Below are 20,891 nucleotides of genomic sequence, written 5' to 3' on the forward strand. Positions count from 1 at the left end.
TTCCTCGATCCCGGTTGTCTTCCATGCACCACTGGCTTCATCAATCTGATTCCCATTACATCTGATGGGAATCAGATTGCCGGTGCCGCGCCCTCATGAACAGACGGTACGTGTCGAGTGCTTACATGCCAGCGCTGGTACGGCTTCTTGAACGATGCTCCTCCGTGAGGGCTGCCACCGACGGTGCGGCCGGATGCCAGCGGGCGCGCAAGTGGTGGCAGTGCCACGCGCTCGGACTTCGACCCCTTGCCGGTCACCGCGAGGCATAACGCACCCGCGGGCATGTGTCGTGATGTCACCCACCGTCGCCGTCACCAGTTCCTGTGCACGCAGATCGGTCGCGTAACCGAAATCCAGCACGAAACGCAGACGTTCCGCAGCAGGTGCTGTCGAGTCAGTGTGCTCGAGCCGGTCGCCAGGGCCCGCAGGATCCTGGTGGATGGTCACGTGCCAGCTATCGAGCTCGGCGAAATCCATTTCGCGATGCTCAAAATCACCCAACACACTCGTTTCCCGTCAGGCAAACACATTCACATCGACAAAGGCGATCCGGCTTCGGTCAACATGCCGACCACTGAAGGTGAGCTTCAAGGGGCAGACATCTAACCTTTCTAACGTGCAGCTACGAGTTTGGATGGTAACGAGGTTTGCAGCGTCGTTAATGCTTGCTCATGTGGACAGGTTCGCCTAGTGATAGACCTATCGTGGCAGACAGCTGGAGCTGTTCTGTCTTGTAGCCGAAGGTGAGGTCGTGTTGCGAGCGGCGCAACAAGTCATCGCGATGCATGTACGCAAAAGTGTAATTGGCGGCGTCGGAAAGGCGATAAGGATGAGTCTTCCCGCGGGGAAGACTCATCCTGTGGACTGGAAGATTGACCAGCCCGGGAGAGCTAGAACGAGATCCTCAGAAGCGGTGCCTAATGCCGAGCATCACGAGTGTCTGGGTACTTGTGCCTCCGGCGGTGTACGTATCAGCAATTACGGCTTGAGCAGGGCCGAGGCCATTTGAGCCAGAGGCATGGCCGTATCCGGCCGAAGCATAGAGGTCTGTTCGTTTTGACAGTGCGTAGTCGGCCGCAGCGGTTACCTGATGATAGGTGGCGGACGAATCACCGTGCGACTTCATGTAGTCGTAGCCGACTTCAAGCAAAGTCGCCGGCGACACCTGCCACGCGGTAAAGACCGATACATTGTTGAATCGCTCGGCCCCTCTAAAGGTTGAATCTGCGTCGGCAAGATACTCGGCGTAGCTGTAGTACCCACCAATCGTCACTGGGCCAACCACGTATGCTGCCCCTGCTCGTGCAACGTTATATTTGCTTGCACTGGCATAAGCGGAGTTGACTGGGCTAAAGAAGTTGCCAGACGCGCTTGATGCTCCGCGACTCGCGGAACGAGCGTTGCCGTTGTCTGCATGGAAGTAACCGCTGGCCAGCGTCAAAGACCCGATTGAATAGTTCAACGCGGCACTGTATGAGTGCCCGGAACCGACGCTGCCCGCAACGTTGCCGAACCCGTATTGGAGGGCGAGCTGCAGTCCTCCCCAAGTGGGACTTACCCATTTAACAGCATTGTCGATCTTCGTCGTTCCGTCTGCCAGATCTATGTCGCCGGGCGCCGTAAAGTATTCCAAAAGAGAGTTACCTTGAACTGGAATAACTAGATCTATAAGGCCGTCAAATTGCCGGCCAAATGTCAATGCCCCATATTTATCGTTTTTCAATCCAACATATGATTGACGTGTAAACAGACGGTGCGAATCTGAGGATGCTCCATTGTTTATGTCAAATTGATTCTCAAGAGTGAAAAGGGCCGACCAACCGCCACCCAAGTCCTCATTGCCACGCATGCCCCAAACAGTAGGTGACATCTGGCCACTTTGCATAGAGATTCCGTTGTTGGATCCTCCGTTATTGTGGATATACTGAATGGAGTTGTCTAAAACGCCGTACAAGGTAACTGAGGACTGCGCGAATGCATGACCGTAAATGCAGGTGGAAAATCCGCAAATAAGGTTGAAAACCTTCTTTTTCATAAAAATCTCCGAACGATAAATTTTGTGTTGTTTTTAACGGGAATTGGTGGCATTTCCTCCGTTGATATGGGGTTGGGTTAGATTTTCGTAGATTCGTTGAGTTGATGTTATTGAGCCATGTCGACAGTCAATGGATTGGATTTTCTCATGCATGAATATAAGCATTCCAAATCAAATATCATGGACATCGGCGAAGTGGTTTGACTTGTTGGCAAAGTCAACTGAATTCGTGGGCAGTACGCGGATTCGCAGTGAGGTTGTAGGAGATGTTGTTATGGTTGTTCGCGGCGATAGCCATGTGATTCAAGCCAGTTTTGAACGAGTATTGCTTGCCGTGGATCGAGGGATGCGAGCACTTCGCAGGTCGGCTGGAGCTGCAGTGCAGCGATGATTGGCGCAAGTGGGATGCCTTGCAGATGCCAGATCCCGAGCGGCTGGTCGGGGCTCGTGACGACGTCGGCCTCGGCGATCGTGTCGCCGTCGATCACGGGCGCCCGCTCGATCGCGAGCGAGTTGAAATCGGGCGCGCGATGCGATGGCGCGTTGTCGGGCCACGCGCGGCGCGCCTGCCAGAACGGTCGGTCCGCCCACTGCGTGTCGAGCGTGTAGAAGTCGCGGCCGATCCGCGCGAAGCGCATGAACAGCGCGGTAATCCGCCGCTCGTGAAAGCGCAGCGCGAGCGCCGCGCGCTCGGGGTGCGCGAGCAGCGTGTGGATGACGGCCGGCGCCTGCAGCGCGGACGACAGCGACTGAAAGATACCGTTGCCGGACAGCGGATCGACGGCCATCGCCGCGTCGCCGACGCGCAGCCAGTTCGTGCCGCCGGTGTCGCCGCACAGCGTCGCGCTGCTGGTCCGACCGAACACGCGCGCCTCGGCGCGGGCGTCCAGGTCGAAGAAGTCACGTGCGAACGGCGTTTGCCGCAGCGTCGCGCACCACCCGGGCAGGGCGTTGCGCGGCGGCAGCGTCGTGGTCGCGACGTCGAGCGTTGCCTGCCAGTAGCAGCGGCCGTCGGGCAGGCGCGCCATCCAAGCCCAGCCGTCCGGCATACTCTCGATCCCGGATGCTGCATCGCCCGGCGTGCCTTGCCACACGTTCAGCAGGCTCAGCGTCTGCGGCCCGCGGCTCGCATCGCGCGCGAGCGGCGCGAGCCGGCCGCGCGCCTCGACGACGAACGCCGCGTACAGCGTTTCCTCGCCGGTCGGCGTGTCGATGCGGATCGCGTGCCCGTCGCCGTCGGCGTGCACCACGCGAACCGTTGCTTCACGCACCGCAATGCCCGCACCGGCTAGATCGCGGCGCAGCGCCGCGTCGAAACGACTGCGGTCGATCAGGTGTTCGTGATTGAGCGTGCGCGTGTCGCCGTTCCAGCGCGTTGTGCGCGCACACGGCGGCAATGCGCATGCGGCGGCCTGCACGAGTCCGGCATGATGCAGCCCCTGCAGCACACGATCGGACACGCCTTCAACCGCATCGAAGTGCCGCCATTCGCTGACGACCGTGACCGGATAGCCGAGCCGCGCGAGGCCGAGCGCGGCGGCGGCGCCCGCCGGTCCCGCGCCGAGCACGACGATCGACGGGCGGCTCATGAGGCGTGGGTGCGCCGTTCGACGCCAAGGTAGGCAGCGTTCGCGCGTAAATGGTCGAGCAGTGCCGTCGTATCGCCATCGGGATGATGCGCGAACCAGCGCGCCGCGTAGCCGCTTAGCGCCGCGCACGCGATGCTCGAGCCGGCCAGCGCACGCGGTGCGCCGCTCGACACGACCGCACCGAAATCGGCCTGCGGGCTGTCGAGCCACGACCATTGGCCTGGTGTGCAGCGCGCATCGCCGGTGACGCGCACGATCCCCGGATAGCTGGCCGGAAACACCGGCGTTCCTTGCGCGGGGCTCGATGCGAACACGATCACGCGTTGCGCGACGGCTGCCGCGCAAGCGTCACGCAGCGTGTCGCGATCGGCGCGCACGCCGAGGCTCAGGTTGATCACGCGAATGTGTTGCGTGAGCAACCAGTCGATTCCGTGCGCGATCTGCGCGGCGCTCGTCACGCCGCGCGCCTCGAACACCTGCGCGACGACCAGCGCCGCTTCGGGCGCGGCAGCCGCGATTGTCATGCAGATCGCGCTGCCGTGGCCGATCCGGTCCGGCTCGACGGCGCTGGCATGTAGCACCGACGCAGCGTCGAACGCGAAGCGCCGCGCGTCGGTGACGCGTGCGCTCAGCGACGGCGGATAGCCGCTGTCGACGACGCCCACGCGCACGGCGCGATCCACGGCGCGATCGTCAGGCATGTGCGACATCCCGGTGCACGCGTCGCGTAAGTTGGCCGTCCGCGAGCTCGAAATGCAGGTCGACGCCGGCGAGCGTCGACGCGCGGTGGCTGACGAGGATGCGCGTGCGATCGCCGAACAGCGTGTCGATCTGCGCGATGACCTGCCGCTCGGTCGTTTCGTCGACGGCCGACGTCGCTTCGTCGAGCACCAGGATCGCCGGTGCCTGCAGCAGTGCGCGTGCGATCGCGATGCGCTGCTTCTGGCCGCCGGACAACTGCTGGCCGCGTTCGCCGACCGGCCCGTCGAGTCCGCCCGGTAGCGTCGCGATCAGTTCGTCGAGCTGCGCGGCGCGTGCGGCATGTACGATGTCGTCGTGTGTCGCGAGCGGTGCCGCGTAGCGGATGTTGTCGGCGAGGCTGCCGCGAAACAGCACGGTGTCCTGGCTGACGACAGCGACGTGGCGGCGCAGCGCGTCGAGATCGACGTCGCGCAGGTCGATGCCGTCGATCCGGACGCTGCCGCGCTGCGGGTCGTAGAAGCGCTGCATCAAATCGATCAGCGTCGATTTTCCGCTGCCCGACATTCCCGACAGCGCGACCTTGCTGCCGGCCGGTACGCGCGCGCCGGCGCCGCGCAGCACGGGCTGCGCGCGCTCGTCGTGCCCGAACCACACATCGACGAATTCGAGATCGCCACGCGGAGGCAGCTCGCGCGCGGCGGCAGGCGGCTGCACGGCCACCGGCGCGCGCTGCAGCTCCATCACGCGGCCGAGGCTGACCGTCATCCGCTGCAGCGCGACGTAGAGCCCGAGCAGACTCTTCACTGGGCCGATCGCCATCCCGAGATAGCTGGAGAACGCGATCAGCGAACCGAGCGGCCAGTCGCCGCGAATCACCCAGTAGCCGCCGACAATGAACGCACCCGCGCGCGACAGCGAGGTCAGCGTGCCGGGCACCGATTGCGTGACGAATTCGGTCACCTGCAGCTTCAGCAGGCGCTCCATGTAGCGGTCGCCGAGACCGTCGAGCCGCGCCTGTTCCGCGCGCTGCCGGCCGGCGGCCTGGATGAACTTCATCGCGGGCAGCGTTTCGACGAGGAACGACGACACGTCGGCCGCGCCTTCGCGTACCGAGCGCGCATCGCGCTCGACCTTGCGGCGCATCGTGCGCAGCCACAGGATCTCGAACGGAACAAGCAGCAGCGCGAGCAGCGACAGTTTCCACGACAGCGTGACGAGCAGTGCGAGCGTGCCGACTAGCCCGATCACGTTCGACACGGCGGAGAACAGCGCGTCGAGCGCGAAGCGCTGGATCTCGGCGATGTCGCCGTCGAGGCGCGACAGCAGGTCGCCGAGACGGCGCTGCCCGTAGAACGACGGCGACAGCTGCTGCAGGTGCGCATAGACGGCGCTGCGCAGCGAGAACAGCACGCGGCCGGACAGTCGTGTGTGCAGGTAACGGTTGATGCCGCCGAGCAGCGTGCCGACGAAGCCCGCGAACACCATCGCAAACGCGACCGCGACGAGCATCCGGAAGTCCTTGCCGACCAGCCCGCGGTCGATCAGCTCCTTCGTGAGCCACGGCTGCGAGAGCGCCAGCAGCGACGCGCAGGCCGACAGCGAGAGCAGGCCGGCGATCGCGAGCCGGTGCGGCCGCACGAAGCCGTACAGCCAGCCAAGCGAACGCGCGAGTTGTGCTCGATCATCGATTTGCACGAAGCGCAGAATGAACCTCATCAACATGGGACCTTGGCTCGGAGGATTGCTCGTTGGTCAAATGCGGAACAGTTTGACGGTCGACGTTGCCTTCTCCGAATTCGACATCCGCGGTCGACTTCGGAATGAGTATTGGCCGTCAGCCGCTGGTCTCCACGGCGCAATTGGCGGTTGATGCCGTGGTTTGGCGCGACGCGTGTGGTGGCGCGTCGCGCACATGATCAGGCGCGTTTGTTGTACGCGCTGCACCAGCCCTTCCCGGACACTCGCTTGACGGCGAAGAGGGGGCAAGCAGCTGCCGTGTCCGTTTGCTTTCCTTGATAGAAGCTGCAGTTCCCGCAGTCTTGCCCCGCCTGGTAACGCGGGTATTTGACCCTTTCAACGTTCGTAGCGTTGGCGCGATATCCCAGTCCTTTTGCCGCCGGGTCGTTCTCGTCCAGCATTGGCGCCTCCGCTCGTGCTGTGCTGGCGAGGGTTAGTGCGGATACGGTGCCGGCAACTGCGATGACAAAGCTGCGTCGGGAGCGATTCAGTTGATGCTTCATAGGGATTGCTAGTCTCAAAATTATCGATGAATGAATCAGGTCGCGCTATCTGTCCGATCGGAGGGATTCGTATTGGCCGTTCCGACACTCGTCGCCCGACCACCAACCCCACACGATGATGGATCGGAAACTTCAACCACTCTTAACGGCGACGCCCGATCAAGCGCATGACATGCCTGCGAGGCACGCCGCCACGCAAAACGGTTAATCGTCTGCAGGAGCCACCAGCAGAGCCTGCCGCCACGGTAGGCATTACATATAAACCGTGCGAGCGCAGCAGCGCAACTTGCAGATGGTTGATTAAGCACATTGCATGCCAGCTTCAGGGCTGTTGCCTCTTCAACTTGTGCGAGGTTTCCCATCCTTTTGCGAGCGAGCCCGCCGACGCATTATCGAGCGATGCCGGTGTCGCTCAAGGTCGACCCTTTGTCCCATTTTGGGAATTCTCGTGGGACGGGAGTGGGACGCGGGAACAGGGGCCTGCGCCAACCTGGAGAGATGCGGTGTCGATGTATTTTTAAGAAAAAAATTGAATAGGGATTTTCCCGCAGTATTTGAAATGCGGGCCAGCGTTTTTAGGACGTTTTTTAGGGTGCCCGACGTGTGGTTTATCGTTGGCACGGAACCTGCTTATAACGGTAATCCCACGCCAGTTCCCTTCGATCCTAGGCGAATCAAGACCCCTCTCAAAGGAGCAGCGCTTTGTTAAAAACGTTCATTCGACGCAGCAGGTTGATGGGCATCATGGCGGCGGCCATGCCGGTCGCGCTGGTTTCGGGTGCGGCTCATGCACAAGTGCAAGCGCCCCGCGATGCGCGAGCGATTCTGAGTCAGACATGCGCGGCCTGTCACGCCGCGGAATCAAAGGATTCGTGGAGTCGTATCAGCCATCAGCGTAAAACCCCGGAGGGTTGGTTGCTGACGATCGGCCGGATGCAGACGATGCATGGCTTGACAATTAGCGACGAAGAACGGCGAATTCTCGTTAAATATTTGTCGGATACGCAAGGGCTTGCGCCTTCGGAAACAAAAGACCTGCGCTACGCGCCCGAACAACGCTTGAACACTCAGGAGACCGCTGGCTCGGATGAGTTCAAACAGATGTGTGCGCGTTGTCACTCCGCCGCACGACCATTGCTGCAGCGCCGTCCAGTGCAGGAGTGGGAGCGGCTTGTGAACTTCCACGTTGGACAATTCCCATCGATCGAATATTCGTCGTTGGGGCGCGACCGCGATTGGTTCAAGATCGCGGTGACCGACATTGCGCCGTACCTCGCAAAGAACTTTCCGTATGACAGCAAGGCGTGGGACGACTGGAAGAAAAACCAGCCGCCGGCGACGTCGCTGGCCGGTACATGGAGCTTCAGCGGACACATGCCGGGGAAAGGCGACGCATTCGGTTTGATGACCGTGACGGGCGGCGACAAGGATGGCTTCAAGGTGAAGTTGAAGGGACAGTTTGCGGACGGCAGCCCGTTAGTTGGTGCTGGTACCGCTACGCTTTATACCGGCTACGAATGGCGTGCCAATGTCAAGGTTGGTGGCGTGCTGATGCACCAGGTATTGATGGCCGCTGAAGGTCAATTGAGCGGCCGCATGTACGAAGACGAGCACAGCGAACGAGGTCTCGATTTTAGTGCGGCAAAACTGGGCAAGGCGCACATCCTTGCTGTTCAGCCGGCGTATGTGAAGGCTGGTAGTGAGTCGACGGTGACGATTGTCGGTCCGAATCTCGAAGGAACCCCGGCATTGGGCTCGGGTGTAACGGTTACATCTGTGCTCGAGCGCACGCCTGAGTATCTTCGAGTGCGAGTGAAGTCCAGCAGTGATAGCGTCGCTGGTCCGCGACAGGTTTCTGTCGGCACAGCGCAATCTGATGGTTTCGCAGTCTATCAAGAGGTCAAGGAAGTCAAGGTTCTGCCTAACTACGCAATTGCTCGGATCGGAGGCAATGGCGGTCCAATGCCGAAGGTGCAAGGGCGCTTTGATGCGGAGGCTTGGGGGGTGGATGCGGCTGGCAAGCCGTTCCGAATCGGCTATATGCCGGCGCAATGGTCGGTCGCACCATTCGACGATCAGGCGAAGAACGACAACGACGTCAAGTACGCAGGCGTGATGCAGAGCGCGACCGGTATTTTCACGCCGGCCAACGCTGGGCCGAACCCTCAGCGGCGCAGGTCCAACAACAACACGGGCAATCTGAAGGTCATCGCATCGGTCACCAACGGTAATCGCACCGTTACTGGCACGGGGCAGATGGTCGTTTCGGTTCAGCGCTGGAATAATCCGCCGCTGCCATGATTTGTGCTGTCTCTTTGCCGTCGGGCCGCGCAGGCGGTCCGAGCGGCATTCTCCAGGGCTTCGGTCCGACCAAAACTTAGAGATTGCTAGGAGATTCCCATGGGCGCGCTGTTGAATGTAGTCGAGCGCAATGTGCATGAAGTGCGCGTCGACGATGAGCGTCTGATGTTCCACGTGCCGAGTAGCTCACTGTTCGCTGCCGACGAGCTCACGGCGGCCATCATCGACTCATTGCGTGCTAGTACTTGCACTGCCGAAGAACTATTCGCCCGGCTAGGTACGTCCCCGCGTGGTGACATATCCGAAACGCTTAATGAGCTGATGGCGCTTGAAGTTGTTAGTGATGGCTCCCCGTTGACGCCGGAATTCGCTACGAAGCGCATCGAGCGAACCGCGATCAATACCGTCGTGCTTAACGTCAACACCGGCTGCAATCTGAGTTGTACATATTGCTACAAGGAGGATCTCGACACGCCGTCTGCTGGGCGTCGGATGGACGTCGAGACTGCGAAGGCTTCGGTCGAGATGTTGCTCAAAGAGTCGCCGGATGAACCGCGCTACACGGTTGTGTTCTTCGGCGGTGAGCCACTCAGCAACCGAAAATTGATCGAGCACATGGTCGAATACTGCGAGGTTCGCTTCGGCGCGCTCGGAAAGCAGGTTGATTTTGTAATGACGACCAACGCCACGCTTCTGACTGAAGAGGTCATCGATTGGCTCGACGCGCATCGCTTCGGTTTGTCGATCAGCATTGATGGGCCGAGAAAGATTCATGATTTGAATCGTCGAACGGTTGGTGGTTCGGGCACGTATGACGTTGTGCGCCGCAAGGTCGATATGCTGCTTAAGCGCTACCGCAGCCGCCCTGTCGGCGCGCGCGTGACGTTGACAAGCGGAGTGACCGACATCGAAGGGATCTGGAATCACTTGTTCAACGAGCTTGGTTTTGCGGAAGTCGGCTTTGCGCCCGTCACATCGGGTCAACTTGACTCGTTCAATTTAGGCCCAGACGAACTTGCGCAGGTATTCGCGAACATGAAGGCGCTCGGCCGCCGCTATCTGACGGCGGCGCTCGAAAACCGCAACATCGGCTTCTCGAACTTGCATCAACTAATCACCGACCTGCACGAAGGGAACAAGAAGTCGTTGCCGTGCGGCGCGGGGCTCAAGATGCTCGCAGTCGATCACAAGGGCGACCTGAACCTGTGCCACCGCTTCACGGGCTCAACACTGCCGACGTTCGGCAACGTACGCGATGGTGTCGCGCAGGATCAGCTCAATGACTTCCTGTCGCAGCGCCTCGACCGCAGCGGCACAGGCTGCGACAGCTGCCGAATCCGCAATCTGTGCTCGGGCGGTTGCTATCACGAGAGCTATGCACGCTATGGCGACCCGGCGCACCCGACCTATCACTACTGTGAGTTGATGCGTGACTGGATCGATTTCGGCATTGAGGTCTACAGCCGCATCATTGCAGGAAACCCGGCATTCATCGACAACTACATTACTCCGCGGAAGGCGCACTGACATGAAACACCTAAAGCCGCTTAACAACAAGGCAAAGCAGCTTGAGCAAGCCGCGAAGGAAGACCGGCTCGAAGAAGTTGTCGCGATGACGTCTGTTGCAGGCTGTACTGCTACAACCGACCCAGGCTGGGAAACCGATGCATTCGGAGGCATTGCGTCATTGTGCCAGCCAATGGAGGCGGATCTTTATGGCTGCTCTGATCCGTGTTGGTGGCCCGCTCAGGTGCCGGACACGATGATCACTTACCCGAACTGGAACAAATCCGATTCCGTAGCTAGCACCGACTGGCGCAAGCTTGGCAGCGTGTTTCCGAAGGATAAGTAATCGACACCGCACACACTGGGGAATAAATATGTCAATGAAGAAGTTTTTGGGTATGACTATCGTGTCAGCGATTCTGTCGACTGGCCCGATGGTGAGTGTAGCTGCGACGAATGGCGCGCTAAAGACAGGGCGCGAGTATCTCGCGATTGTTGGTTATCCTAATACTCTGACTGTTGTGGACACATCCAGCGATGAGATATATAAGACATGCTCGTTGCCAGATGCGTTTAATCCGGGGACGGTGACGATTAGTCCAGATAAAACGCGCGCGTATGTACTGAACAATCGATACGGCGATCTTTACGGTGTAGAGCTTGATACATGCAAGGTTGTATTCCATGCGGATCTCTCGGACCGACCCGGTGAACGCGTGAAATCGATGTTCTCCATTGCGGTGAGCCCTGATGGCAAGGAGGTATACAGCGTCGTCAACCCAACCAAGCTCAATCGCGACACCTATGAAGTTCAGACTCCGCGTCTACAAGTGTACTCGACCAGTGGTGGCATGGATGCAAAGCCGATCCGAACGTTTCCTGTCCCGCGTCAACTCGGGGTTATGATGGCTGCGAACGACGGATCTTTGTATATTTCAGGTGCGGATGTCTACCGCATGGACGTGAAATCCGGGAAACTCGACGTCACTGTTGCGGTTCGGAACTGGAAAAGGCCGCTTTATGGGCAGCCAGACGTTTTGAATGCGTGGCCGCAGCAACTTCCACAGAATTCGTTCGATTCGATTTACACTGCCGATCGCTTCAAAGACGAGAAGAAGACTCCCGGTACAAATGAAACGATGTATGGTTACATTGACATCGACCTTGCGACCGGCAAGGTGTCGCTGAAGGACTTCGCTCCTGTTGCGGAAGTGTTTTTCAGTGGTGTACGTTCTCCAACAAATCCGGATATTGTGTATGTCGTCGGAAATCGACTCGCGAAATTCAATTCGAAGACCGAAAAGCTTGTTGGCGAGGCACCGCTTGATCACACTTACTACGTGTTGGCGCTGAATAAAGCCGGCAAGAAGGTATATGTAGCAGGAGCGGCTAATTCAATTAGCGTAATCGATGCGGACACAATGAAGAAAATCAAGGAGATTCGCTTGAGCGGTGATACCGCACAAGCTACTCCTCAAATCTTCATGCGATGACTTGCTAGGTGCGCTGGGCTCACCGAAAGCGTATTCCGCGTCCAGCTCTATTGCTGGCGCGGACGCCGGACTACAGTGCCCTCGGTACCTCCGCGAGCAATGTGGTGCAGGTTGCAGACGTCATGCCAATGCGCTTACCAGCTGTTTTCGGTGCGGTGTTGTGGTCTATCGCGGGCCGCAGCAAACGGGCGCTCGCATTGGCGTGGTGACGTCGCTGTCGCACGCCCGCAAGATATTCGATTTCGAGAAGGGGCTCGCGCAGACATTCACAATGTCGTCGATATCACGATACGCCTCATGTCACCTGAAACATGAAGCGCAGCGGCAACAGCTCACCTGAGAAACGCTCGGATCGGCACGTGAGCACGTACCTGGCCAACGCGAACGCGAATACATCAAGCAGTTCTTAAACCGTGGCTGATGGAAAGAAGCCGTGGAACGGTACGCGCTATCAGTCTGGCGCAAGCTCATTTGAGTTGAAACGAGGTCATTCGATCGAGACCGACCATTGCGTGGGAAATTATGAGATGCGAGAAGGTGAAATATGACGGTACGCTGAGAGATTTAGCGGCCAGTTGATTTTAGTAGTTGTCTATAAGAAAAGGAATATTTGTATGGCGGTACTTGGCATGTATCCGACTTTCTACGTTCCAGGCATTGGCACAGCCTGGGTAATGGGCATCATCGGCGTGATTCACGTCGTTGCGTCCCATACGTCGGTCGGTGCATCGTTTCTGTTCGCCCTGCTCGAAACACGCGCCTATCGTGAAAACAAACCGCAGTTGATGGAATTCATCAAGAAGTACGGGATGTTTCTACTCGTTTTCTCGTACATTATCGGCTCGATCACGGGTCCAGGTATTTGGTATGCGATAACCGTCGCGAGCCCGCGCGGTGTTAGCGGCCTAATCCACAACTTCGTGTGGGTCTGGGCGAGCGAATGGGTCTACTTCACTGTCGAGGTGATTGGCGTATACGCGCTCGTCTACCTGATCGGCAAGGTCGATCCAAAGACCCACCTGAAGCTCACCTGGTCGTTCGCGCTCGCGTCGTGGGCGACGATGCTTCTGATTGTTGGAATCTTGTCGTTCATGATGTGGCCTGGAAGCGATCGCTGGTACCAGACCGGCTCGACGAGCGATGCATTCTTCAATGTCAATTTCTTCGCCCAACTCGGCACGCGCACCGGCGCGATGCTGGTGATGGCCGCGGTCGTCGGCCTGCTAATAGCAAGCCGAGTGAGTGACCTTGACCAGCGCCGAGACGTCGTGCGCTTGCTAGCCCCCCTTGGGCTCGTCGGAGGTCTCGTCGCGGTGCTGATGTTCCTGTACTACCTGCGTACGCTGCCGAATAACGCGATTGTTATGCTCAACGCGAATCTTCTTCCAGTCTACGGCAAGGAGATGGTTTGCGTGTTCGTCGTCGCGACGCTGTGGCTGCTCTTCGCGTGGTGGCGCCCGCAGCAGGTCTCCACATCGCTAGCGGTGGCGATGTTCCTCTTTATCGCGGTGTTTGGAGTCTGGCCGGAGGAGCGGATGCGCGAATCGATGCGTAAGCCTTACGTCGCCGGCCAGTACATTTACGGCAACCAGGTTATCGCGCGTGACGTGCCGGCAAAGGGGATCGAGTCCGAGGTCGACACGATCGCCGCATACGGTCTGCTGAAGCTGAACCCATTCGTGCCAGACCGGCTGCGCGCCGTGACGGATGCGAACGAACTCGAGGTAGGCCGGCTGCTGGCAAAGATGGCCTGTGCGAATTGCCACTCGTTAGAGCCGGGCGGGCCGCTGCGAAACCTGCCCGGCAAGTTTCACTATGCGCCCGACGCGGACATGATCGCCGCCTTCATGAAGGGCCCGCTCAAGCATGGCACACAGCCATACATGCCACGCATCGATTTGCCCGACGACGAGATCCGCGCAATCTCCAGCTACCTCGCGACGGTGAACGCCGGAAAAAACGTGAACCGAATGATTGCACAGCAACAAGCGTCGATCGTACCCGCATCGACAAGGAAGTAAGGCCATGGATATCGGAACTGTGATGAACACGATGCGCGATCCAGCTGGACTGCCCGCCCAGCCGATCGTGTTTCAGGTGCTGATGGTGATTACCTGGGTCCTGCATATCGCATTCGTGCATCTAGCGCTCGGCAGCGCTGGGCTCGCTATTGTCGCGTTTCACCGGCGTGGCGTGGGCCCGTACTGGGAGCGGCTGTCGTTCGCGTTGACCAAGGTTGCGAAGGTCGCAGTGTCGCTACTGATAGTGCTCGGCGTCGGCCCCTTGCTATTTACGCAAGTGATCTACGACCCGCAGTGGTACACGTCGAACGTGCTGTCTGGGCGCTGGGCGATTGCATTCATCTTTACGCTAATCGTCGGCTATTGCTGCTGGTTCGCCTTCTACCACGGCAATCACTCGGGTTCTAAGGCGCGTATCGGCCTTTACGCATGGAGTGCGCTCGCGCTGTTCTGCCTAGACGGTCTCATCATGCACGCACTGTCCTATCAGGAACTTCTGCCGCAGCAGTGGATTCAGTGGTACGCGCAGGGCGGCGCTGTTGATACGCGCGGAGCGGCGCTACACGCGATTGAATGGGCGCGCTACTTGTTCATCATGGGCTTGTCTGTGCCGGGTGTCGGCGTGTTCCTGCTCGTCTACGCGCAATACTTCGCCGGTCGCGCCGATCGTGAACCGGGATATCTCTCATTCGTGTGTGGACTCGGGCAGCGTATCGCTCGATGGGGATTTACGCTGTCTGTCGTGACATCACTCGCATGGCAAGCCGATTTGCCGCACGCGAGCGGGCTCACGCAGCACCCGGTTGGCTGGTTGCTCGTCGCTGGCCTGGTCGTGATGGCGTGGTGGATGCATCGGTTCGCGCCGGAAACGCATGGCTACCTGCCGGCTGTCGCGAGCGTTGCGTTGCTTGCAATTCTCTCGCTGTGGCGGGAAGTCATTCGCATTGCCTACCTGCGACCATTCGGCTATGACGTGCATAGCTACCCTGTCCACTTCGACTGGCCGTCAACGTTCCTATTCTTTACAACGCTCACGGGAATCGGTGGGTTTGTCGGCGGTTTCTATCTGATGCTGCTGTACCGTGCGGGCAGGGTCCAGAACTGCTACACCGCCGAGCGCCCGGTCGGGCGCCTTGGTACTGGAGCGCTGGCGGTGCTTGGGCTCTGGATAGCCGTGTTCCTCGCCTACGGGATTGCGATCTCGTATCGCAACAGCTTCATTTGATCTGCGGTAAATGCTTCAGAAATCGTTCACATGAAATCGACTCTTTTTGCTGGTCTCACGCTGCTGATTATTAATAACGCTGCCCACGCGCAGGCGATCGACACGGTTCCCGATGTAGGTGCCGGTGCGCGCCGCGCCGCGGTCTGCTTCGCCTGTCATAACACAAACGGAATCGCGAGGATTCCTGGTGTGCCGGATCTCGCGGGTCAGAATTCTGACTATCTGGAGGCTGCGCTGCACGCGTACCGCGACGGGCAAACGCGCCAGAACCCGACGATGAATGCGATGGCAAAACCGCTGTCAGACCGCGACATCGTCAACATCGCCACGTATTTCGGGAGCTTGCCGCGCGTCGCCGACTGAGTTGTTCCATTAGGGGGTGTACGTTTCATTCGTTCGGGCAGTCTGAGCGATATTACGCCAATGGCGTACGCGCGATACCTGGCTGATATAGAAGTCTGTTATCCAAAGTATTGGACGCTGTGACTGGGTGGGGCGTATAAATAGACTAAACGAACTTCACTCTTGCAGTTTGCGCCACGATTTGAGATCGATTGAATGAATAGAAGAATTCGTTCGAGATTCTCCAGAAGTTTTCAGGAACATGATTCCGAGTAGGTGGGCGTGACTTCAGTCAATTATTCTGAGGATTGAGAACTGGAGATGGTAGCTATGAATTCCAAAGTATTCGACACGAAAGAAGTACGGGACCTTCTGAAAGCCGCGGCCAATATTGAAGCCACGAGCGGCAATCTTCGCGCCAAGGAGATAGTTCATCGCCTGCTGGGTGATCTTTTCAAGGCCATCGCTGATCTCGATATTACGCCCGACGAAGTTTGGGCCGGCGTGAACTACCTGAACAAGCTCGGCCAGGACGGAGAAGCTGCGCTTCTTGCTGCCGGCTTGGGACTCGAAAAGTACCTCGACATCCGCATGGACGCCGAGGATAAGGCTATCGGCATTAACGACGGTACACCGCGAACCATTGAGGGACCTCTTTATGTGGCTGGGGCGCCGCTGCGCGATGGTGTATCCAGGATCGACATCAATCCTGATGCGGATTCAGGCCCGCTTGTCATCCGCGGTACTGTCACCGGACCAGATGGAGAGCCCGTTGCCGGGGCGGTCGTCGAATGCTGGCATGCCAATTCGAAGGGCTTTTACTCGCATTTCGATCCGACGGGCGCTCAAAGCGAATTTAACTTGCGCGGCGCGGTCAGGACTGGTGCCGACGGCAGGTACGAATTCCGCACGCTGATGCCGGTTGGTTACGGCTGCCCGCCACTCGGTGCGACGCAGCAGCTGTTGAATGAACTTGCCCGCCATGGCAATCGTCCTGCGCATGTGCACTTCTTTGTCACCAGTCGCAATCACCGCAAGCTGACGACCCAGTTCAACATCGAAGGCGATCCGCTTATCTGGGACGACTTCGCGTACGCCACACGCGAGGAACTGATTCCTCATGTTGCGGACATGACCGGTGGTACGGCGTTGGGCCTGAAGGCCGACACATATCAGGACATCGAGTTCAACTTCGTGCTGACCCCGCTGGTTCAGGGCGTTGATAACCAGATTGTCCATCGCCGGCGCGCTTCGGCCACGGCGTAACTGCCCGGTATGGCAGCGGTGCGCTAGCACTGCCGCCAATCGGGGAAATGTGGAGTCATTCGACATAGATGCGCGAACTCTGTGCACGATCAGATTCGCGTTCTGGAGAGCAAACATGTCCATCATTATTGACAGAGCTAACGAATTGGATCATCTGCTGTCGACCGCAGTGCAAGATGACAGGCAGGCCGGTGTTTTTCGTTGCCGCCGCGATATCTTCACTAACGCCGATTTGTTCGAACTGGAGATGAAGCATATCTTCGAGAACAACTGGGTGTACTTGGCCCACGAGAGCCAGATCCCGAACAACAACGATTACTACACGACGTGGATCGGCCGCCAGCCGATCGTGATCACGCGCGACAAGACCGGCGAGCTGCACGCGGTGATCAATGCCTGCGCGCACAAGGGTGCGATGCTGTGCCGGCGCAAGCACGGCAACAAGGGCAGCTTCACGTGCCCGTTCCACGGCTGGACCTTCTCGAACACCGGCAAGCTGCTGAAGGTGAAGGACGAGAAGACCACCGAGTATCCGGTGCAGTTCAACACCCACGGGTCGCACGACCTGAAGAAGGTTGCGCGCTTCGCGAACTATCGCGGCTTCCTGTTCGGCAGCCTCAGCGCCGACGTGCTGCCGCTCGAGGACTACCTCGGCGAGACGCGCGTCATCATCGACCAGATCGTCGCCCAGGCGCCGAACGGGCTCGAAGTGCTGCGCGGCAACTCCTCCTACATTTACGAAGGCAACTGGAAGATGCAGATGGAGAACGGTTGCGACGGCTATCACGTCAGCACCGTGCACTGGAACTACGCGGCCACGATGGGCCGCCGGAAGGAAGCCGGAACCAAGGCGGTCGATGCGAACAGCTGGAGCAAGTCGGTCGCGGGCGTGTACGGATTCGACAACGGCCACATCCTGCTGTGGACCAAGACGATGAACCCGGAAGTGCGCCCGGTGTACCAGCACCGCGACGAGATCAAGGCACGCGTCGGCGAAGTGCAGGCCGATTTCATCGTGAACCAGACGCGCAACCTGTGCGTGTACCCGAACGTGTTCCTGATGGACCAGTTCAGCACGCAGATCCGCGTAGTGCGTCCGCTCGGCGTCGACAAGACCGAAGTCACCATTTTCTGCTTCGCGCCGAAGGGTGAGAGCGAAGCGGACCGCGCGACTCGGATCCGCCAGTACGAGGACTTCTTCAACGTGACTGGGATGGGCACGGCCGACGACCTTGAGGAATTCCGCGCGTGCCAGGCTGGCTATGCGGGCATCACGGCGATGTGGAACGACCTGTCGCGCGGCGCACCGCTGTGGGTCGACGGGCCGGACGACAACGCGAGGAAAATGGGACTGAACCCGCGCATTTCGGGCGAGCGCAGCGAGGACGAAGGGCTGTTCGTGTGCCAGCACGAACACTGGGTGCACGTGATGCGCGATGCGCTGAAGAAGGAACGCGGGGAGGTGGCGGCATGAACATCGATTACCGGACCATTTGCGCGACGCTGTATCGCGAAGCGCGCCTGCTCGACGAACGCGAGTGGGACGAGTGGCTGACCTGCTACGCGGAGGACGTCACATACTGGATGCCTGCGTGGGACGACGAGGACCGGTTGACCGACGATCCGCACAGCCAGATCTCGCTGATGTACTACGCGGATCGCGGCGGCCTCGAGGATCGCGTGTTCCGGATCAAGACCGAGCGCAGCGGCGCGTCGACGCCCGAGCCGCGCACGAGCCACAACGTGACGAATGTCGAGGTGCTGGCCGAGCGCGACGGCGAGGTGGACGTGCGCTACAACTTCCACACGCTCAACCACCGCTACCGCGTGACCGATCACTTCTTCGGCACGATGTTCGTCACGCTGCGCCGCGCAGGCGATGCGCTGCTGATTTCGCACAAGAAGATCGTGCTGAAGAACGACTACATCCGGCAGGTGCTCGACGTTTACCACGTCTGACGCTGTTGTTTTGTCATGAAAAGAAGTGGAGGTGACACCATGTCCACCTACAAGATTGCACTGAATTTCGAGGACGGGGTAACCCGCTTTATCGATTGCAAGGCCGGCGAGAAGGTACTCGACGCCGCCTTCCGCGCGAAGATCAACCTGCCGATGGATTGCTCCGACGGCGTGTGCGGCACCTGCAAGTGCCGCGCCGAAAGCGGCCGCTACGACCTCGGCGACGACTACATCGACGACGCGCTCACCGAGGATGAAAAGGACGGCGGCCTCGTGCTGACGTGCCAGATGGTGCCGCAAAGCGATTGCGTGATCGCGGTGCCGACTTCGTCGGTCGCGTGCAAGACCGGGCAGAGCGGCTTTGCCGCGACGGTCACGAAGGTCGAGCAGCACAACGACGCGGCCGTCGTGCTCGAACTCGACGTCGGCGCGGCCGCGCCTGTGTTCCTGCCGGGCCAGTACGTGAACATCGACGTGCCCGCGAGCGGCCAGCATCGCTCTTATTCGTTCTCGTCGGCGCCGGCCGACGCGAAGGTCAGCTTCCTGATCAAGAAGATTCCCGGCGGCGTGATGAGCACGTGGCTCGAATCGGCGCAGCCGGGCGACACGCTGGAACTGCACGGGCCGCTCGGCAGCTTTTACCTGCGCGAGGTGCAGCGGCCGCTGCTGTTCCTTGCGGGCGGCACGGGTCTCGCGCCGTTCCTGTCGATGCTCGAAGTGCTGGCGCGCAGCGGCTCGCAGCAGAAGGTGCACCTGATCTACGGCGTGACGCGTGATCTCGACCTCGTGCTGGTCGACGCGATCGAAGCGTATGCGGCGAAACTGCCGAACTTCAGTTTCGCGACGGTCATCGCGGATGCCGCGTCGGACCATCCGCGCAAGGGCTGGGTCACGCAGCACATCCCGGCCGATGCGCTGAACGACGGCGACGTCGACGTGTACCTGTGCGGGCCGCCGCCGATGGTCGACGCGGTGCGCAAGTATTTCGACGACGAAGGCGTGAAGCCGAACAGCTTCCACTACGAGAAGTTCACCCCCAACGTCACGGCAAAGGCGGCATGACTATGCAACGATTCTCCGGCAAGGTCGTCGTCGTCACCGGCGCGGCGCAGGGTATCGGCCGAGGCGTCGCGCTGCGCGCGGCGGCCGAGGGCGGCAGCGTGCTGTTCGTCGATCGCGCGGATTTCGTCGCCGAGGTGGCGGCCGAGGCGCCCGGCGGCGAGACGGCGGGCTTCGTCGCCGATCTCGAAACCTACGAAGGCGCGCACGCGGCGATCGCGTATGCGGTGCAGACGTTCGGCGGCATCGACATCCTGATCAACGGCGTCGGCGGCGCGATTCGCATGCGCCCGTTCGCCGAATTCGAGCCGGCGCAGATCGACGCGGAAATCCGCCGCTCGCTGATGCCGACGCTTTATACCTGTCACGCCGTGCTGCCGCACCTGATCGCGCGCGGCGGCGGCACGATCGTCAACGTCTCGTCGAACGCGACGCGCGGCATCCGTCGCGTGCCGTATTCGGCGGCGAAAGGCGGCGTCAACGCGCTGACGTCGGCGCTCGCGATGGAGTACGCGGAGCACAACATTCGTGTCGTCGCCACCGCGCCGGGCGGCACCAGCGCGCCGCCGCGCCGCGTGCCGCGCAATGCGGCCGGCGACAGCGCACAGGAACAGGCATGGATGGGCGAGGCCGTGCGGCAGGTGACCGAATCGACGTACTTCAAGCGCTACGGCAGCCTCGACGAGCAGATCGCGCCGATCCTGTTCCTCGCGTCCGACGAGGCGAGCTACATCACCGGCACGGTGCTGCCGGTCGCGGGCGGCGATACGGGTTGAGCAGTACGCCGCTTGCCTTTGTTCATCGACAGTCAGACGGCCCGCGCGAAGACGCCGAACAGTGTGGTTGCTCAACGATCCGGGCAGCAATCGCCATCTTGGCATCAAGCCTTTCGTTTATCTTCCCACCGGCAGCTACAACGTCAATCATGCGCTGACTCTCGTTGAAAGCCGCTGGAATTTCTCGCTGAGATTGAACTCTTGCGTGCGAGTCACGGTGTTCAAAAGAACATTTTTTGCTTGACATTCCCACTAGGGAAACACTGATTAATAGGCGATCGCGCGAGGTGGTCGGCGATGTGGGCGGGGAATGGCCGGATACCGAAGCGAAGCGCCGCCCATTCGGAGAAGTTTGCCCCGAGGATGCACCTTATTTC

19 protein-coding genes and 1 pseudogene are annotated in these 20,891 nt (G+C 59.9%); 14 read left to right on the forward strand and 6 right to left on the reverse strand.

The window, feature by feature from the left end; all coding sequences use genetic code 11:
- Positions 1-203: 203 nt before the first annotated feature.
- Positions 204-387, reverse strand: a pseudogene (locus tag HWX25_RS33635) (integrase); the annotation flags it as partial.
- Between the two features lie 12 nt (positions 388-399).
- On the opposite strand from HWX25_RS33635, the gene HWX25_RS31285 reads away from it, so the two are divergent.
- Positions 400-606 carry a hypothetical protein gene (locus HWX25_RS31285; RefSeq protein WP_155291809.1) on the forward strand — a complete coding sequence of 69 codons (207 nt, stop codon included), beginning with the start codon at positions 400-402 and terminating at the stop codon, positions 604-606.
- Positions 607-904: 298 nt separating this feature from the next.
- Here the strand turns inward: HWX25_RS31285 and HWX25_RS31290 are convergent, their stop codons facing one another.
- From HWX25_RS31290 to HWX25_RS31310, 5 genes are all read right to left on the reverse strand, one after another.
- Complete coding sequence (locus HWX25_RS31290; RefSeq protein WP_051889737.1) at positions 905-2,035, reverse strand: porin; 1,131 nt, start codon at positions 2,033-2,035, stop codon at positions 905-907.
- A 272-nt stretch (positions 2,036-2,307) separates the two neighbouring features.
- Positions 2,308-3,624 (reverse strand): FAD-dependent monooxygenase, encoded by a 1,317-nt coding sequence (locus tag HWX25_RS31295; RefSeq protein WP_175912427.1) that lies wholly within the window; start codon positions 3,622-3,624, stop codon positions 2,308-2,310.
- Positions 3,621-4,325 (reverse strand): S8/S53 family peptidase, encoded by a 705-nt coding sequence (locus HWX25_RS31300; RefSeq protein WP_043181296.1) that lies wholly within the window; start codon positions 4,323-4,325, stop codon positions 3,621-3,623. Before HWX25_RS31300 ends, HWX25_RS31295 begins: the two co-directional genes overlap by 4 nt.
- On the reverse strand, positions 4,318-6,042 hold the full coding sequence (locus HWX25_RS31305; RefSeq protein WP_175825373.1) for an ABC transporter ATP-binding protein: 1,725 nt from the start codon (positions 6,040-6,042) through the stop codon (positions 4,318-4,320). Before HWX25_RS31305 ends, HWX25_RS31300 begins: the two co-directional genes overlap by 8 nt.
- 200 nt (positions 6,043-6,242) lie before the next feature.
- Positions 6,243-6,554: a high-potential iron-sulfur protein gene (locus HWX25_RS31310; RefSeq protein WP_155291860.1), complete on the reverse strand. Its 312-nt coding sequence runs from the start codon at positions 6,552-6,554 to the stop codon at positions 6,243-6,245.
- 714 nt (positions 6,555-7,268) lie between these two features.
- On the opposite strand from HWX25_RS31310, the gene peaA reads away from it, so the two are divergent.
- From peaA to HWX25_RS31375, 13 genes are all read left to right on the forward strand, one after another.
- Positions 7,269-8,867 carry a quinohemoprotein amine dehydrogenase subunit alpha gene (gene peaA, locus HWX25_RS31315; RefSeq protein ID WP_208456499.1) on the forward strand — a complete coding sequence of 533 codons (1,599 nt, stop codon included), beginning with the start codon at positions 7,269-7,271 and terminating at the stop codon, positions 8,865-8,867.
- 99 nt (positions 8,868-8,966) lie between these two features.
- Positions 8,967-10,394 (forward strand): quinohemoprotein amine dehydrogenase maturation protein, encoded by a 1,428-nt coding sequence (gene peaB / locus HWX25_RS31320; protein WP_043179570.1) that lies wholly within the window; start codon positions 8,967-8,969, stop codon positions 10,392-10,394.
- A gap of 1 nt (position 10,395) precedes the next feature.
- Entirely contained in the window at positions 10,396-10,719 is a 324-nt protein-coding gene (gene qhpC / locus HWX25_RS31325) for a quinohemoprotein amine dehydrogenase subunit gamma (RefSeq protein ID WP_175912428.1), read from the forward strand.
- A gap of 28 nt (positions 10,720-10,747) precedes the next feature.
- Positions 10,748-11,866 (forward strand): quinohemoprotein amine dehydrogenase subunit beta, encoded by a 1,119-nt coding sequence (gene peaD / locus HWX25_RS31330; protein WP_208457056.1) that lies wholly within the window; start codon positions 10,748-10,750, stop codon positions 11,864-11,866.
- A 614-nt stretch (positions 11,867-12,480) separates the two neighbouring features.
- On the forward strand, positions 12,481-13,887 hold the full coding sequence (locus tag HWX25_RS31335; protein WP_175912429.1) for a cytochrome c: 1,407 nt from the start codon (positions 12,481-12,483) through the stop codon (positions 13,885-13,887).
- A gap of 4 nt (positions 13,888-13,891) precedes the next feature.
- The gene (locus tag HWX25_RS31340; protein WP_043179565.1) at positions 13,892-15,112 is read left to right on the forward strand and encodes a hypothetical protein; all 1,221 of its coding nucleotides are present in this window, start codon (positions 13,892-13,894) and stop codon (positions 15,110-15,112) included.
- A gap of 30 nt (positions 15,113-15,142) precedes the next feature.
- Positions 15,143-15,475 (forward strand): cytochrome c, encoded by a 333-nt coding sequence (locus HWX25_RS31345; RefSeq protein ID WP_175912430.1) that lies wholly within the window; start codon positions 15,143-15,145, stop codon positions 15,473-15,475.
- Between the two features lie 309 nt (positions 15,476-15,784).
- Positions 15,785-16,720 carry a catechol 1,2-dioxygenase gene (gene catA, locus HWX25_RS31350; RefSeq protein WP_175912431.1) on the forward strand — a complete coding sequence of 312 codons (936 nt, stop codon included), beginning with the start codon at positions 15,785-15,787 and terminating at the stop codon, positions 16,718-16,720.
- 115 nt (positions 16,721-16,835) lie between these two features.
- Entirely contained in the window at positions 16,836-18,194 is a 1,359-nt protein-coding gene (locus HWX25_RS31355) for a Rieske 2Fe-2S domain-containing protein (RefSeq protein ID WP_175912432.1), read from the forward strand.
- Positions 18,191-18,679 carry a benzoate 1,2-dioxygenase small subunit gene (gene benB, locus HWX25_RS31360; RefSeq protein WP_175912433.1) on the forward strand — a complete coding sequence of 163 codons (489 nt, stop codon included), beginning with the start codon at positions 18,191-18,193 and terminating at the stop codon, positions 18,677-18,679. Before HWX25_RS31355 ends, benB begins: the two co-directional genes overlap by 4 nt.
- A 39-nt stretch (positions 18,680-18,718) precedes the next feature.
- The gene (benC, locus tag HWX25_RS31365; protein ID WP_175912436.1) at positions 18,719-19,741 is read left to right on the forward strand and encodes a benzoate 1,2-dioxygenase electron transfer component BenC; all 1,023 of its coding nucleotides are present in this window, start codon (positions 18,719-18,721) and stop codon (positions 19,739-19,741) included.
- A complete protein-coding gene (gene benD / locus HWX25_RS31370) occupies positions 19,738-20,514 on the forward strand; it encodes a benzoate diol dehydrogenase BenD (RefSeq protein ID WP_175912438.1) in 777 nt (258 codons plus the stop codon). The genes benC and benD overlap by 4 nt, the downstream gene beginning before the upstream one ends.
- A gap of 61 nt (positions 20,515-20,575) precedes the next feature.
- Complete coding sequence (locus HWX25_RS31375) at positions 20,576-20,758, forward strand: transporter (protein WP_175865953.1); 183 nt, start codon at positions 20,576-20,578, stop codon at positions 20,756-20,758.
- Positions 20,759-20,891: the final 133 nt, after the last annotated feature.

It is taken from the genome of Burkholderia sp. BCC1640 (assembly GCF_902833125.1).
In the GTDB taxonomy this organism is placed as follows: domain Bacteria; phylum Pseudomonadota; class Gammaproteobacteria; order Burkholderiales; family Burkholderiaceae; genus Burkholderia; species Burkholderia diffusa.

Coding starts and splice junctions, on each gene's coding strand:
- qhpC (WP_175912428.1), top strand. CDS start 10,396: ATGAAACACCTAAAGCCGCTTAACAACAAGGCAAAGCAGCTTGAGCAA.
- peaB (WP_043179570.1), top strand. CDS start 8,967: ATGGGCGCGCTGTTGAATGTAGTCGAGCGCAATGTGCATGAAGTGCGC.
- peaD (WP_208457056.1), top strand. CDS start 10,748: ATGTCAATGAAGAAGTTTTTGGGTATGACTATCGTGTCAGCGATTCTG.
- HWX25_RS31340 (WP_043179565.1), top strand. CDS start 13,892: ATGGATATCGGAACTGTGATGAACACGATGCGCGATCCAGCTGGACTG.
- HWX25_RS31335 (WP_175912429.1), top strand. CDS start 12,481: ATGGCGGTACTTGGCATGTATCCGACTTTCTACGTTCCAGGCATTGGC.
- HWX25_RS31290 (WP_051889737.1), bottom strand. CDS start 2,035: ATGAAAAAGAAGGTTTTCAACCTTATTTGCGGATTTTCCACCTGCATT.
- benC (WP_175912436.1), top strand. CDS start 18,719: ATGTCCACCTACAAGATTGCACTGAATTTCGAGGACGGGGTAACCCGC.
- benD (WP_175912438.1), top strand. CDS start 19,738: ATGACTATGCAACGATTCTCCGGCAAGGTCGTCGTCGTCACCGGCGCG.
- benB (WP_175912433.1), top strand. CDS start 18,191: ATGAACATCGATTACCGGACCATTTGCGCGACGCTGTATCGCGAAGCG.
- HWX25_RS31345 (WP_175912430.1), top strand. CDS start 15,143: ATGAAATCGACTCTTTTTGCTGGTCTCACGCTGCTGATTATTAATAAC.
- catA (WP_175912431.1), top strand. CDS start 15,785: ATGAATTCCAAAGTATTCGACACGAAAGAAGTACGGGACCTTCTGAAA.
- HWX25_RS31295 (WP_175912427.1), bottom strand. CDS start 3,624: ATGAGCCGCCCGTCGATCGTCGTGCTCGGCGCGGGACCGGCGGGCGCC.
- HWX25_RS31355 (WP_175912432.1), top strand. CDS start 16,836: ATGTCCATCATTATTGACAGAGCTAACGAATTGGATCATCTGCTGTCG.
- HWX25_RS31300 (WP_043181296.1), bottom strand. CDS start 4,325: ATGCCTGACGATCGCGCCGTGGATCGCGCCGTGCGCGTGGGCGTCGTC.
- HWX25_RS31305 (WP_175825373.1), bottom strand. CDS start 6,042: ATGAGGTTCATTCTGCGCTTCGTGCAAATCGATGATCGAGCACAACTC.